At 46.9% G+C, this 15,536-nt stretch carries 10 protein-coding genes; 5 read left to right on the forward strand and 5 right to left on the reverse strand.

Features of this window, described 5'->3' with window-relative positions; translation table 11 throughout:
* Positions 1-160: 160 nt before the first annotated feature.
* Positions 161-838: a uracil-DNA glycosylase family protein gene (locus tag NC996_RS03060; protein WP_190681591.1), complete on the forward strand. Its 678-nt coding sequence runs from the start codon at positions 161-163 to the stop codon at positions 836-838.
* A gap of 72 nt (positions 839-910) precedes the next feature.
* Here the strand turns inward: NC996_RS03060 and NC996_RS03065 are convergent, their stop codons facing one another.
* Both NC996_RS03065 and NC996_RS03070 read right to left on the reverse strand, forming a co-directional pair.
* A complete protein-coding gene (locus NC996_RS03065; protein WP_199302818.1) occupies positions 911-1,261 on the reverse strand; it encodes a hypothetical protein in 351 nt (116 codons plus the stop codon).
* Between the two features lie 459 nt (positions 1,262-1,720).
* On the reverse strand, positions 1,721-2,173 hold the full coding sequence (locus tag NC996_RS03070; RefSeq protein WP_190413280.1) for a PPC domain-containing protein: 453 nt from the start codon (positions 2,171-2,173) through the stop codon (positions 1,721-1,723).
* Positions 2,174-2,730: 557 nt separating this feature from the next.
* Between NC996_RS03070 and NC996_RS03075 the strand changes: the two genes are divergently transcribed.
* Positions 2,731-5,964: a CHAT domain-containing protein gene (locus NC996_RS03075; RefSeq protein ID WP_190681594.1), complete on the forward strand. Its 3,234-nt coding sequence runs from the start codon at positions 2,731-2,733 to the stop codon at positions 5,962-5,964.
* A gap of 68 nt (positions 5,965-6,032) precedes the next feature.
* On the opposite strand, the gene NC996_RS03080 is transcribed toward NC996_RS03075, so the two are convergent.
* The 3 genes from NC996_RS03080 to NC996_RS03090 all read right to left on the reverse strand — a co-directional run bounded on the left by NC996_RS03080 (position 6,033) and on the right by NC996_RS03090 (position 11,044).
* Positions 6,033-7,997 carry a ShlB/FhaC/HecB family hemolysin secretion/activation protein gene (locus NC996_RS03080; protein WP_242037416.1) on the reverse strand — a complete coding sequence of 655 codons (1,965 nt, stop codon included), beginning with the start codon at positions 7,995-7,997 and terminating at the stop codon, positions 6,033-6,035.
* 1,035 nt (positions 7,998-9,032) lie between these two features.
* On the reverse strand, positions 9,033-9,863 hold the full coding sequence (locus NC996_RS03085; protein WP_190681612.1) for a DUF928 domain-containing protein: 831 nt from the start codon (positions 9,861-9,863) through the stop codon (positions 9,033-9,035).
* 233 nt (positions 9,864-10,096) lie between these two features.
* The gene (locus NC996_RS03090; protein WP_190681614.1) at positions 10,097-11,044 is read right to left on the reverse strand and encodes a DUF928 domain-containing protein; all 948 of its coding nucleotides are present in this window, start codon (positions 11,042-11,044) and stop codon (positions 10,097-10,099) included.
* A gap of 560 nt (positions 11,045-11,604) precedes the next feature.
* Between NC996_RS03090 and NC996_RS03095 the strand changes: the two genes are divergently transcribed.
* The 3 genes from NC996_RS03095 to hisA all read left to right on the forward strand — a co-directional run bounded on the left by NC996_RS03095 (position 11,605) and on the right by hisA (position 15,504).
* Entirely contained in the window at positions 11,605-13,299 is a 1,695-nt protein-coding gene (locus NC996_RS03095; RefSeq protein WP_190681617.1) for a transglutaminase domain-containing protein, read from the forward strand.
* Between the two features lie 409 nt (positions 13,300-13,708).
* Positions 13,709-14,653, forward strand: coding sequence for a hypothetical protein (locus NC996_RS03100; protein ID WP_190681620.1), 945 nt, complete (start codon positions 13,709-13,711; stop codon positions 14,651-14,653).
* Positions 14,654-14,730: 77 nt separating this feature from the next.
* On the forward strand, positions 14,731-15,504 hold the full coding sequence (gene hisA, locus NC996_RS03105; RefSeq protein WP_190681623.1) for a 1-(5-phosphoribosyl)-5-[(5-phosphoribosylamino)methylideneamino]imidazole-4-carboxamide isomerase: 774 nt from the start codon (positions 14,731-14,733) through the stop codon (positions 15,502-15,504).
* The last annotated feature ends 32 nt before the right edge of the window (positions 15,505-15,536 follow it).

Genomic DNA, 15,536 nt, shown 5'->3' on the forward strand with positions numbered 1-15,536 from the left:
TCGTTAAAACTTAGTCGTTAAAACACTGTAGCTTTTAATTTGCCCTTTAATCTAGACGTTGTATAGGATAGTCTCTTAAATTGCCAACATCGTATCATTCAATAGATTTGGTGTTTACAAACATAATTTATTGCATCTATCTTAAGTAAGATAAAACGTTATGTCAGACATTAAACAGTTAATTGCAGATATCCAGCAGGAAGCGCAACGGGAAACATTTCCCGTTGATGAACCTGTGTATCTGGCAGCGAGTTTGGAGCCTACGCAGCCAATTCTCTATGCAGGCAATCTAGAGAGCAAGCTATGCTTTTTTGCCCGCGATTTGGGAAAAGATGAAGTACGGGCACGTCAACCGCTTTGCGGTGCTGCTGGTGGCTTTGTGCGTCGGGGTTTGTACAGTGCGATCGCAGCCACCGAACCCAATAAGGATACCGATTTACAAGTTGTCCTCGATCGCGTTTTACTGACAAATACCGTGCCTTACAAACCACCGGGTAACAAAGCATACGCTGAGGCTGTGAAAAAACGATTTCGCCCCTTTTTAGAGCGATTATTGGTATTGCATTGGCAAGGGGATAAAATTATCACTTTGGGAAATGAAGCGTTTAATTGGTTTGCCCCTTATGCGGCTAAGGGTGAATTGAAGCAGTTTTTTACAAGAAGCGATCGCTACTCTGCCAGCATTCAAGTTACGCTTCAGGCGAAGGACACAGAAGGCAATATACATCAACGTTCAGTGATGCTACTGCCACTCCCTCATCCTTCCCCACTCAATCAAAAATACTACGCCCAATTTCCTCAACTACTTCAGCAACGCCTCGCTGAAATAGTGCCGTAACACATTAACCCCAGCTATCGAATGGTTGAGAAAAGCGCTCTGTGTATTTATTTAAAGGGGGTATATATTTAGTTAATCATGATTAATGTAGCGTTTTTTCCCTATTACTTTGCCTTCTTTATCAAAAGACATTTTAAACGAAATCAAAGCAAAATTACCCCCAAGAGCTGCACCATCTACACCATAACTCCAATTCTCACGATCGAGGCTATGTTCGGGAGCAGGGAAGATTTTTAAAATTTCATCTTTGCCCATTCCTAATTGGATACTGGAGAATTTTTCTTCTAAAAAGCCTAGAGGTAATTTTGTATCAATTAAAGGATAAGGAAGAAAATAACTTTCGGTATGGCAAACAAACCAGGCTAAAGTAAAAATTCCGATTCCTGCAAAAAACAAAGAGTCGATTCTAAGAGGGGATTTCATGGATTTCCTCAATTCATAAATATAAATATTGACGAGATCGGAATTGATGATTCCCCTGACTACCCTGTAAAATCTAATTTCACAGAACCAAAGTTAATTAGTCTCCCCTAAATTTTGGATTTCTGTTAGTTCCTTGCACTTAGAAGATTAGGGGCAAGATAACTAGCGATCGCGCTTGGGCTGGAAAACAGGGCAAACGCATCGAAAATTCAGATGTACCCATCTCTCCATCGTCCTTCCCTCTACTCTCTGATGACTCATTACCTTACCGCTACCAACTGATAGCAATTTCTAATGGTTTGGCTAAACTTCGATCGGATAAGTATTTTAAGATTTGCCTGAGAAATTAGCCTAAATTTTGAGCGGATTTGAGACTCATGAATTATAAGTATTGAGTGTTTTTTTAAATTTAAAACTCAACACTTATAATTCAACTAATTCAAAACTTCTACTTTCTACTCACATTGGTTTTAGGCGCGTTACCTTGAGCTTAAAAGAACCGCCACTTGTTTCCCCAAAAGCCCGAACCCGAATAATATAATCACCCGGCTCGGTAATGCGGGAAAATAAAAGCGAGTTAGTGCTGCCGTCGGGACCATCATCATTTTCCGCCACAGTAGCGCCATCCGACGACATCAGCGTCACAATCGTGTCAAAACTATCAGAGATCAAGTCAACCGCTACCTGATCTCCAGCATCCAGACTCACCACGTAATCACGAGCAAAACCTCCCTCACCAGTCGGAATATCTTTTTCAGTCAGCGTGTCGGAAACTTCGTTGTTTGCCGGTACAGGAATTGGGCTGTACACCTTATTTTGCGCTCTGGCTGATATAGTGGTCAGACAAAGAGCCAGCAGCGTGGCAGGAACAATCAGGGTGCGGTGCCATCTAAGGGCAAAAGCGTCAGTCATAAAAATTTCCGCTGGACACCCTTCCCTTTTGAGGGTTGGGGGAAAGCGGGGCGGGGTGTACCGCTTCCCAAACAAAGAATGTTTCTACTATTTATTGTTTACTTTCTTTGGCACCCGGAAGCGATTCGATAGAAGCGATCGCTTTGCTTTACGCAATTTGTGGATAGTCCGGCACTTGGGAAGAAACCGGAAAATCCGCTTGGTAATTGCTCTGTCCGTGTTACCGCCCGACTTAAGCTTTCTCCAGATGGGCAGGCTGGAGCTGGCTAATTCACTAGCTTATCTCCTAAAAGCGATGAGTTGGCGCTCAAACTCCTGTTCATTGATTGAGTGGTGGTGAAATCCATTCTTTTTATATCCTTCCTAATTAGTTTTGGCGGACAGGACGATACGGCAATTTACCGCAGAGCGAGGACTTCTCCCTTTACACTGTCCAAACACTATAAACAAAAGCCTGTAGCCATTTCAACACTGCCTCTAGCGCAAAAGTTGCCCCAAAAGCTAGCGTTGAAAAATCTAAAGACTTGAGGAACGTGTTTCCTTTTAGGAGCGGCCTTATGAAATCAATTGTCAAAAGAATTAAATTGTTGTTAGCACGACAAAAGGGAAAAGTCAAAAGGAAAAGGTCAAAATCTATCGCCTTTTTGCTTTTTGCCCTTCCACATCTGGCATTGGGAATATCCGTTTGCTTTCTGAGCGTGCAGGCACAATCGATCGTCCCGGCAACTGACAGCACCGGCACCATTGTGAAGCCCAATGGAACCCAATACGACATCCAAGGCGGCACGACATCCGCTGATAAGACCAATTTGTTCCACAGCTTCACCCAATTTGGTCTTAGCCAAGGTGAGATTGCCAACTTCATTTCTAGCCCATCCATTCAAAATATCCTGGGGCGTGTGACGGGGGGCGATCCTTCAGTCATTAATGGGCTTCTCCAAGTCTCTGGCGGCAATTCCAACCTCTTCTTGATGAACCCCGCCGGGATCGTTTTTGGCGCAGGAGCTAGTTTGAACGTACCTGGGAGCTTCACCGCCACCACAGCGACTGGAATTAAATTTGACTCAGGATGGTTTAATGCCATCGGTTCTAATAGCTATGCGGCGCTGGTAGGGACGCCCAATACCTATGCCTTCGCCACCCCTCAAACTCCCGGAGCGATTGTCAACGAGGCACAGCTAGCCGTTAAAGATGGGCAGGATCTCAATCTACTCGGTGGCACGGTTGTCTCCGTCGGTAATCTCTCGGCACCTGGGGGGAAGATCGCGGTTGCATCTGTACCCGGTGAAAAGATGGTTCGCCTTTCTCAGGCGGGAAACCTGCTGAGTTTAGAGATTCAACCTCTCTCGCCTTCTCTCCCCCTCTCCATCGCTTCTCCTCTCTCTTTGCCTCAGTTACTCACAGGTGGAGGCGCTAAGAATGCGACAAAAGTAACGGTTAGCGGCACTGGGGAGGTGAAACTGTCTGGATCTAACATCCAGGTAGACGCTGGTGATGTCGTGGTGCAGGGAGCCACCTCTAAAACTTCCTTGCCCTCACTGGGGAGTTCTGTGAATTTGGCTTCTGCTAACAACATTACAGTCCTCGGAAAAATCGATACCTCTGCCACTTTTTTAGGGGCACATGGGGGTTCTGTAACGATGTCCGCTTTTAAGGATATTAATATCCTGAGTTCGCCCTTAGACGGGATTTTGACAACTTCTGATTCAGGTAATGGCGGCAATATTTTTCTAACGAGTACAGCAGGTTCAATTAACATTAAAAGTTTTTTAAATTCTTCATCAAATCTTGGGAATGGAGGTGCAATTACTCTTTCTGCACTTGACAAAATTAACCATATTACTTCACCCAATAGTCCGACAGGGACAATTAATATTGCTGGTTCTATCAATTCCTCGTCCAACGCTGGAAACGGGGGTGCGATCGCGCTTTTGGCTCTGAACGAAATCAACGCTGGAGTCATCAACTCTAGTTCAGCAATCGGGAATGGGGGATCTGTCACCCTCGATCCGCTTGGAGATATTCAAGTTACCTCCATCAATGCCCAAGGGGGAACGAATGGCGTGGGGGGAAACGTTAACATTGCAACTGATCAATTTTTCAAAGCTACGGGCACTTTTCTAGACCAAGATGGGATCTCTGCCAGTATCTCTACGTCCGGAGGAATTGGAGGAGGCGCGATCGCTATCCAGCACGGTGGCGGCAATAATTTAGTTCCTTTTTTAGTTGGAAATCCAGCAACAAACGGGACAGCCGGAGCGTTGAACAATGGGCAATTCACGATTCCGACCTTCCAATCTTTTCCTGGGCCAGACACCCAGGGAAATATTCAATTAATTACTGCCGATCCCGATCAAATAATCGATCCCACAATCTTAATCGACGACCCAGAAGAGGAGCCACCCACAGAACTCCCGCCGGATATCCCGGCAATTGAAATTGACGCGGTCGTGACCGAACGCGAAGAAATTTTTACTCGTCAATTTGCCGAATATTTCGGTCTCAATAATCTTCCTACTCGTGTTAATTCTCTGCTTGATGCTCGTCAGACTCTCGCAAGAATTGAAACAGAGACGGGAGTCAGACCAGCGCTGATGTATGTTGCTTTTGTTCCCAAAACTATTGCCCCAGAGGTGCAGGAAAGTAGGAGAGTACAAGGGACTGAAAAATCCCTCTCACTCAACACTCAGCAGGGGCAGGAAACCCCAGCCTCTACAGCCGTTAGCCCTCAGAGCGACGAGCTGGAAGTAGTGCTGGTAACGGCAGAGGGTCCACCCATCCGCAAGCGGTTATCGGGAGCCGTGCTAGGAGCGCAAGGCGCATACGCTTCGCGAACGCAAGTTCTCAAAGTCGCCGAGCAATTTCGCAAGGAAGTCATTCGGATCAGACGCACTCCCACTTACCTAACCTCAGCCAAGCAACTGTATCAGTGGCTAATCGCTCCGCTAGAAGGCGATTTACAAGCTAGAGGCATCCAAAATCTCGTATTCGTGCCCGATAGTGGGTTGCGTTCTGTACCATTTGCAGCTTTATATGATGGTCAACAATTTCTGGTGGAGAAATACAGCGTCAGCTTGATCCCCAGTCTTAGCCTAACGGACACTCTCCAACGCAACCTAAAAAACTCTCAAGTTTTGGCAATGGGAGCATCGGAATTTCCCGACCAAGACCCGCTTCCCGCTGTGCCAACCGAGTTATCAATCATTACACCTGAGTTGTGGCCTGGTAAATCCTTCCTCAACAATGCTTTCACTCTCAAGAATCTCAAGACTCAGCGCCGTCTACAACCGTTTAGAATTGTTCACCTGGCAACCCATGCAGAATTTGAACCCGGAGATCCGAGTAACTCCTACATTCAGCTATGGGACACGAAGCTGTCCTTAAACCAACTGCCACAGCTTGAGTGGAATGACCCGCCGGTAGATTTGTTAGTCTTGAGTGCCTGTCGCACTGCACTGGGTGATGAGCAGGCGGAGCTGGGTTTTGCTGGGTTAGCGGTGCAGGCAGGAGTCAAATCAGCGCTGGCAAGTCTTTGGTACGTCAGCGACCAAGGCACCTTGGGATTGATGACGGAATTTTACCAAGAATTGAAAAAAGCCTCCGTGAGAGTGGAGGCACTGCGGCAAGCACAGGTAGCGATGCTGAAGGGGCAAGTGCGAATACAGGGAGGTAAACTGCAAACTCCCAGAGGGGATGTAGTTCTAACGCCCGAACTCGCGAAGCTGGAGAATCAAAATTTATCTCATCCTTATTATTGGGCAGCTTTTACGATGATTGGCAACCCGTGGTAATCCATGCAAAATGCAGAATTAAAAATTAAAAATGAGGAGTTCTTCAATTTTTAATTTTTTAATTCTTTCTAAAATTGATAGTTAACACTGAAATGGAATCCCCGATCTTGGGCATTTTCGCCACGGTCTTCGATATCAACCAGTGGAATGCCATAGTCTAGTCGTACATTTAGCTTGGGCAGAGGTTGCCAGATTAGCCCTAAGCCAGCACCTGCTAAAAATCTCTCATCCTGTAACGTGGCATCGTTGGGATTATCAGACACATTCCACACCCAACCCACATCCACAAAAGGAGCAAACTGCAATGTGGCGGCACCGGCTTCATCTCGCTGAACGGTAATGCGATCTTCAATTGAAAGTCGCACTCCATTGTCACCAGCACGCACATTTTGTCGGTAGCCGCGCAATGATTGACCACCGCCAATTACAAACTGTTGGGAGGGTAATAAGCCACTGGTTGATAGCTGAATATCTCCTTGCACAATTAAGAAATTATTGTTATTCAGGACTTGAACTCGCTGCACTTGGCCCAGCCAGCTTAAGAACCGACCATCGGGTATGGGGTCGGGATTGATGGTGGCATCCAATAAGCCAGTGCCAAGACTAAAAAGCGATCGCAATGCCCAAGCACCCTTAACATCCCGACGCAGATAGTCTTGCCCAAATTTAATCACGCTGGTGCGGCTCCGACCTTCTTCGTCGGGGCCAAAACCAAACGGGGTTGGCCCTGCAAAAGTAAAAGTCTGACCATTCTGGTGAGTAAAGCCTAAAGAAAGGGCAAATTCTTCACGCGGTGAGCGGATTAACGGCTGTCGATAACTAATTTCATAAAGCTGTGATTCTCCCCGAATGTCGAAAACTTCAAAAGGGGCTTGGGTGACTCTATTTCGGTTGGGAGCATATCTCAGTTGCAAGGTGCCGTTCATGGGGTTGAGCGGCACCCGATAGTTTAAGTCAAGAACATCAGCGCCGCCTGTGGTCGTATGGTAATAGGAGCCAAAAATTTCATCTCCAATGCCGGTGATGTTGCGATAACCCAGATTGACGCCCAATCGTTCGGAACCAACGCTCGGAGGCGAGTAGTTATCGACGCCGAAGCTGCCATAAAAGGGGTTGGCTTCGGTAACGCGAACGACGAGAATACTTTGACCCACCCCGCTCCCAGAGCGGAGGCTGGCTTCTACATTTTTAAATAGGGGATCGACGCGCAATAGCCTTAATTGATCTTCTAGCTTGCCCGTATTGAGCGGTTTGCCAGCCCCCAAACGCACGCGCGATCGCACGTAATTTGAATTCAACCGGCGCGTTCCTTCTACCCTAATCTCTTCTAGGCTGCCTTCAATGACGCGAATCTGGACGACACCATCCGTAATGGCTTGGTCTACCAGGATGGCTCTTGAGGTGATGAAGCCTTGATTGAGGTACAACTGGGTAATCGCATCGGCAACGTTTCTGAGTTCTTCTAGGGTGACAGTCCGCCCCTCTACAGTTTGAGTAATCGAGTTCAACTGTTCTGCGCCAAAGATGGTGCTGCCAGTGACTTGAATCTTTTTCACCTCTAGCGTGGCTGAGGACGGTGCAGAATCGGGTGCTGGTGTCGGCGGCGTCAGTACGGGCGACGGTGACTCTTCCGGCAGAGGTTCTGGAAGGGGTGCAGGCTGCGGAAAGCGATCGCGGTTAGGATCGGATTGGGGTTGCAGGGGTTGATTTAGCTGTGGTTGGTTCTGCGGTGAAGCAGGTAGAGTCTGCGCTTGCAGCCGCCTATTTTCAGACCTCTCTGGCTCAGGCTGAACAACTCCCACGCGCTTTTGCTGTATGCCCTTTGACGGGGCAACTGAACGCCTAGCGGGTTCTTTTTTTGCTCTCTCGTCGCTGGAAAACGCTTTCATCGTTTCCATTTCGCGATGAAAATTCAATCCATTCAGATCGGGCGTTGCCGGTAGTGTTTTGGCATTAGCACCGCTGGCAGAGACACAAGCGATCGCACCCTCAATTAACACTCCACACCAAAACCATTGAAATTTTGAACGCATGGTAGCTGTGTTCTCCACGGGTTGAATTGTCTAAAAACTTCAATTAATACAATTTTTTTGTATCCAATCCGTATTTTCTTTACTTAATTCAACTTTTTTCCTTTTCTCTCTCCAAAAGTAACATTCTCGCTTTTAGGAGCGAGAATGTTACTTTTGCAAGCAAACGAGCGGCATGATTTTGCGGTTTTCACAAAAATTGCATCTATCTGAAGACTCAATTTTATGTTTTCATTATGCCATCATCTGTCAATGGCGTCGCCTCTTTGCTAGTTACATTGTGCCTTCGGAAGGCGAGCGAATTTGCTCGCGAACAAGATCGGTTTGCTACCACACTCAAACGCCCAATCAATGACTTTTGCACCTGATTGCACGCGCACTCTCATTTCAGACTGGATTCGCGATCCCCAAGACAAACGGATCGATATCACCTGCGGCACTATTATTCAGCCAGGGAACGTATTTTTCCGACAGCTTTACCCAGTTTGGGCTAAACCAGGACGAAATTGCTAATTTTCTCCCCCAGCCTGCTATCCAGAATATCCTGCTGAGAGTACGAGGTAATAATGGCGAGAGGGTAAAAGTGTGATGCGTCCCTCTATAGGATTTGAGATTTTGAATTGCCGATTTTGGATGGCACAAGTCTTGCCAGTAGCCACTTTCAGCAATCTATTTTAGGCGATATTAAGGTAAAAGGTTATAGTACCATTTCACAAAAGATGGTACATCAGAGACACCAATCCCTGCAAAGAGAGTGCATCTGCGCCACAACGCGATCGCTAGAAAAAAGGCGACTTTGAGAATTAAAGTGTAGCCCCAATAAAGTGAATTGGTATAAGCCGGGACACTTGTGGAGTTTAGATATCCAGCCTTCAGCTTTATCCTGTCCTCTAGCTGTTCATTTCATATTTACAGAAAATTGCAGTGCTAAGTGGTAGGGGCATAGGCTTTTTCCCTGCCCCATTGCCTGCTGAGTCTTCAAGGATGAGAAATTAAGTATATTTTCATCCTTAAAGTGAGAGAACAGTTCATTCAAAACTATTGATTTTCTCTCAAGCGCTGAAAGGGTGTCGTTTGGCTAGCAGATGTCGTCATACTGGGAAGCAAAGGCTCTTTGGCAATATTGTCCAGCCCAACTGCCTTCAAGAGTTGTTCCCACTCAGCAGAATAAGCGGAATTGTTCGGATTGGAGCGGCGCAGCTCTGCCAGAGTAGTTAAGGCATCAAACCACATCCCCGCCTCTGCATAAACATCTGGGCGCTTATTCGGTGTAGCCACCCTCAACTGATTATCAAGCTGCGCGGTTTGTGGAACCCGCTGAATCGAACCTTGTACAAAAACATCGAGCGATCGCTGTTCGGAATCGCAAACCATCGACAAGATCCACTGATAATTCTTACCGACTTCCAAGGGTGGTAATCCAGCATAAGTTGGAAGACTGATGCTGACAATACCCCCCTTTCCCGTAGTCATGAAGGTTGTTGTATAAATCTCTCGATCGTTTTTTTCATCCTTCAGTACAAACTCTAGTACCAGTGGCGACGCTTGGGCAGGCACTGGAGGGACGTAGAATGAAAAGCTCGGATATGCGGCGACGGTAAACCCAATGTTATTGGCAGGAATCAGCGCAGTGAGGGGCTTGCCTGCCGCCGGACAACTTCCAGGACTGCGAGTTCCGCCCCCTTCTCTGCGCCCTGGTGCCCCAACGGTTTTAGGTGGATTATATCCAGCAACTATCCACCGATCGGGCATTCCTTGGGCGAGTAGTGTTGGTGGTGTCCCTATCAGAGTTGAGAAACCCGTGAGCAGTGCCACTTCCATAGAGATAGCTAAGGCTCGTTTTAACCTAGGGGACTTCATCCAGTCCATAGCAGAACTGCTCCAAAGAGTTTTGAGTTTTGAATAGATAGGTGCGGTTCAACCAACAAGATTCGATTGTCCCGCCCTAGATTGACTGACTACCCAACCCCTACATCGTTTTCTTCACGATCCGAACTCGGCTTTCTGCCTTCATCGAGTCGCATTTTGGAGTTGAAAACTCTGAACGAGTGGGTCAAATATTCCTATTTTTACCAGATATAACAACCCAAAGACTGGTTGTTTTAGTTTGAGCCAGTCGTTCTTCGACTAGCTGCGCTCTGAACTAGAGGCTCGCTCGCAACCTTGTTCAGTTCAACTGACAGTAACAGCTTTTTCCAGTCAGATGCCAGGGTAGAATCGTTAGGATTCAAGCGGCGTAGCTCCAGCAGGGTAGCGAGTGTCTCATGCCAAAGGCGAGCTTGTGCATAAAGACCAACGCGCTCTTGTAAAGTGGCTCGCTGGATTTGTCTGACTAAGGCTGAATCTGGTGCGATGCGCTTGATCGCACCCCCTACGACAATATCTTTCTCCCGGCTGTTAGCATCACAAATCACCGAGACGTCCCAATGATATTCCTTGTCCTGCGCCAAGGGTGGTAAATTGGCGGATGGAGGAAGGTTGAGGCTGTAAATGCCAGGTTTTCCCGCGATCGCAAAATTCGCTTTGTAGACTTCTCGATCGCTTGCATCCCTTAGCACAAATTCCGCTGACCGAGCTGACGTTGTAGACATATACCATGAAAAGGTTGGATACTCTGCAACTGTTAGCCCAACACCCAAGGGTGTCAAGGCAGTGAGACCTTGCGTGCAAGGGATGGGTTGGCGGGTTGCACCTTGTTCTCTGCCATCAGGGGTGCCTCGCTCTGGCGGCTTGAAGTTTAAAGTATCTGGTAGTAAGCTACGGCTGAGTGAGGCAGGCTGTGCCTGTGCCTGGGAAGGCACGTTCAGAACCAGTCCGAGCGTTAAGGAAACAGCCAGTGTTGTAATCTGTGAGTAGCGTTTCATCCAAATCATGCTAGAACTGTTTTCTGTTGACACTCCCCAGAACTTAAGCTGTGGGATTTTTACTTCAACGAGTCTACTTAAAAAATTGAAATTGGGTTGAATTTTGCCGAGGGTTTCTCCTTTAGGGAGCGTATCGCGAGCGACCCCTAATTTTTGCGGCACTGTAGTTTCTTGTGTAGACCTCATTGATCCGGTCTCTTTCAATTTCCAGACCTTTTCAAGCGGAATGCCTGAAGATTTTGCCCATCCAGACAGTTGTGAATGGCTCTGCACTCTCACACTTTTGAAGGTTCTGTTTAACAACCAATCGCTAGATTGATATCGCTTTGGAGCAGCAAGCTCGTCCGATCGCGTGTCCATAATTATATATCAAACTCATGTACGGAAAATTTGTTTTTCTATTCGGACATCGAGTCATGAAGTCTGCCCTTCTGCAAGAATCCCCAGAGGGGGCATCTAAAGGCAATGGGTCGGCTCAATCCTTAGTTGGGTCATTAATTAAAGAAGTCCTAACCGTTGTTAGAGTTCCCGGCTGACACAGACAAATAAGATCGTACTCAAGTTCGTATAAAGCAGTTGTCTTGGTTGCATTTTTGGTAACTTGGGCTAAGACTAGGGTCAAACCAATTTGAGAGTGGCGATCGCTATTCTAGATTGACTAAATCCTCATAATCCCAAATCCCAACTTTCAAACCCCTCTGCCTCCCTGGGTATCCACTTCTACATAAACTTCACTGAGATTTGAGATGATTCCTGATTCAGCGGCTCTACCACTCAAAGAAAATCCTTGGCATCGGACAATTAGACCGATTGCAGCTGCTGCCATACATGGCATTGCTTCTCAGAAAGATACACTTATCGCCATTGACGCCACTAACGGGTATCTGCTGCAAATCGATCCGAAGAGTGACAACACTACTATACTCAATGCCAATCATCTGCCAGATTTTCTGGGCGTGACTGGGTTAGCTCTTTGGGAAGATACTCTCTGGTGTACCCAGGAAAATGGTGTTTTCTTTTGTCCAAACGCCATTAATGGCATCTCTACCACTGATTTGACGCCTCAGTCTTTTGTCACCTTGCCCTACCCAGCCAATGGGGTTGCTGTTTGGGAATCAACTGTTTACGTGACTTCCCAGAAGGCGGGATATATTCTTGTTCTTAGTCGTGAGACAGGTCAAGAAATTACCCGATTTTATGCCCCTGGAGTAGGGGTAGAAAATATCACAGTCAAGGGTGAGGAACTCTGGGTTTCCGATAGCATTGAGCAAACAGTTTACTGCCTTGACCGAGCTACGGGTGAGATCAAATTCAGCGTACTGACGCCTTTTGAATGCCCGACAGGGTTAGCTTTTTACACAGATCCTCAAACGGGGAAGGATATTCTCTACGTAGCTTATGCAGGTGAGGAGCCTTACCTGCGCGATAACCCGAACGCCGACCCGAATTACGAATTACAGTACCGCGATCGCACGTTTATTCACCCGTTGTATTTTTACTACAACGAGGCTGAACACTACGCTCTCTCGAATGGTTATCTGATGGAAATTTCCTACGTCGAGGAACTTTCCCCCCTCGACGAGGTGGATTTAGAAAATGTGGAGTGGCGAATTGCTCTACCCTCGGAGACTCATCGGCAGAAGATCAGAAAAATTGAAGCGGTCGGATTGCCTTTCACGGAAGAAATTCAAGACGGACAGCGGGTGGCTGTATTTAAATTTAACAGTCTCAAAACCGGCGATCGCCATATATTTGGCTGGAAAGCCCTGATAGAAGTCTGGAGCATCAAATATCGCCTGACGCCCAGAGATGCCGAAAAACTTCCCGACCTCCCGCCTGAGTTACGCAGCAAATATCTGACGGATGATGATGATTTGGCAATGGACACCGATATCATCCTCAAGGCCGCCAAGGAAGCGATTGGCAGCGAAACGAATATGCTGCGGAAAATTTTCAAAATTCGCAACTATGTCTATGACCGTCTTTCCTACGGGATTAAGCCCTACATTGACCCGCCAGATGTCGCCTTAGAAAGGGGTGTTGGTTCCTGCGGTGAGTACCTGGGGGTTTTACTTGCCCTGGCGCGGCTGAATGGCATTGCCTGCCGCACGGTAGGTCGCTACAAGTGCCCTCCCCATCCTGAATTGATGAATTTGCCCCTGCAACCTGATTTTAATCATGTCTGGATGGAGTTCTACCTGCCTGGATTTGGTTGGTTGCCGATGGAATCCAATCCGGATGATGTGGTCGAAAAAGGTCCCTATCCATCGCGGTTTTTCATGGGTTTAGCTTGGTATCACGCTGAAATGGGCAAAGGTATCACCTTTGAAAGCTTGATGAGTCATGGGGAAAGAGTCAATAAGCAGTCCGTTTCTATTGGAGAATTATCTCTAAATCATGTGAGATTTACGATTTTGGAGGAACTAGCACCGTCCTCATAAGGGTGAATAAAGTCACAAGGGTGGGCACTGTCCACCCTTTTTTACTGGGTACTCATTGCTAATTGTCCGCTATTCCCTAGGAGGTCGCTGCTGAAACTGTCACAAACTGTTCTCCGTTTTTACCAGAAAGCAGCAGTTTAGGGAAAATGGTATCTATCGCCTATTAAAGTAATTGGAAATCGCTTAACGATAGCTAATTTAAGACTTTCACAGTATGTCAATATTTTAACTGTCACAAAATTTAGAAAAAATCCGGATTGCTCTTCGATACTAAATTTGTCCTGGAAGCATCAATCTTTATCAAGAATCTAAGCTTTTGAATATCAGAATGCTGTTACAAAGATACTTGCTAGAGGGTTGAATAGGTACTTATTAATCAAGGCTAAAGCAAGAAGGAAGCACTGAATCTATGAATGATTCTAGCATTAAAGAGCGGTCGGTCGATCTAGCTGGATATCAATATCCCCATCCGCATTATTTACAAACGCGATCGCGCATTAATTATCTGATTGAGCGCTATCTATCGTTGGAGATTCTCCAGCAGAACCTGTCAGACTTACCGAGACAGTTTAAAAATCCTCATCAGCGCCGCTGGGAAACGATTGATTGGCAAGCAATTACTTCTAATCAAATTATCGGTGTCGCTCCCGAATTATTTATTGCAACAGTTGCAAATGCGGTGGAGATTGAAACGCCGATTCGCGCTTATGCGATGGAAAGCTGGAATTATTTGCAGGCAGCCCACTTTCCAATGGCGCGATTTGTGGGCGGTACCTTTGCAGTGGATGGCTCAGTGCTAGAAGTCGGAATATGGGAGAAAGAAGAACGGCAACACCGCCCCACTTTTAGCAAAATCTATCAACAATTAACGGGTGATAAACTACAATCCCATCCGAACTCAGTAAAAGGCTATGAATCGAGTGGAAATCTACGAGAAGATGTCTATAAATACGCGATCGCCCGGATCGCAACCGAGTGGGGAGCAACGTCTGTATATCTCTGGTTAATGGCTCATTCGACGGGGGCATTGCAACAAGCGATCGCGCAACCCATGCAAGACGAAATCAATCACCTAGCAAAGTTCTGGGGGATTAGCCGTTGGGCGTTTGGAGATTCCTATCTCACCCGCTTGCAGGGCACCACTAAAAATTTAATGGGTATTCTCAAACATCACCAGGGCGAACGCCCGAAAGGGAACGATGTCTTGCAAATTGGCTATGCCTTGTACGCCGTGGAATTAGTTTTCACATTTGCCCGACTCATGGTGCAGCTGCGTCAGTGGAACCAAACGCTTACGTCTGATTATCTCGAAGAGTTATTTGGGCTGCCACCACAACAATTAGCTGCTAGCTGATAGCTGTTAGCTGATAGTCTGGACTGAGTAGGGGGGCGCTGCCCACTCTACTCATTTGATTATTTGAATAGCTGAAGATGAATGTAATTCCAGCGATTGATTTGCTAGAAGGTCGGTGCGTACGGTTATATCAGGGAGACTACGCGCGATCGCAAGTTTTTGATAACAACCCCGCTAATATTGCTAAACAGTGGGTAGAACAGGGGGCAACCCGGTTGCATATCGTAGACCTCGACGGTGCTAAGGCGGGTCAACTGGTCAACCGACAGGCAATTGAGGCGATTTTACAGGTAGTGCCGGGAGAAATCCAAGTAGGGGGCGGCTTGCGCGACAAAAGCTCAGTCTCTCAGCTGCTAAACATGGGTGTGAAGCAGGTAATCTTGGGAACCATAGCCGTAGAACAACCCCAGTTGGTCGAAGAACTTTGCCAGGAATTTCCAGGGCAAATTATCGTAGGAATTGACGCCCGGAATGGACAGGTTGCCACAAGAGGCTGGTTAGAAACGTCTGAAGTTGCGGCAATCGACTTGGCTAAGCAAATGCAACAATTAGGGGTTGCTGCCATTATCTACACCGATATTCATCGAGATGGCACGCTTTCTGGCCCTAATTTAGAGGCATTAAGAGAACTCGCCAATGCTATTTCCATCCCCATTATTGCCTCTGGCGGTGTTAGTTCGGTTACTGACTTGTTGAGTTTACTAACACTCGAACCTTTGGGAGTTAGCGGTGTGATTGTGGGTCGTGCCCTCTATACAGGTGATGTTTCGCTCAAAGCAGCCCTGCAAGCGATAGGGTTGGGACGTATTCAAGATGTCCCGCCAGATTTGGGCTTTTCCACTTTTGCTTGACACTTCAACGAGCTAAAGACGCGCAACTGCGC

The organism is Trichocoleus sp. ST-U2 (genome assembly GCF_039961875.1).
GTDB lineage: Bacteria > Cyanobacteriota > Cyanobacteriia > Cyanobacteriales > FACHB-T130 > FACHB-T130.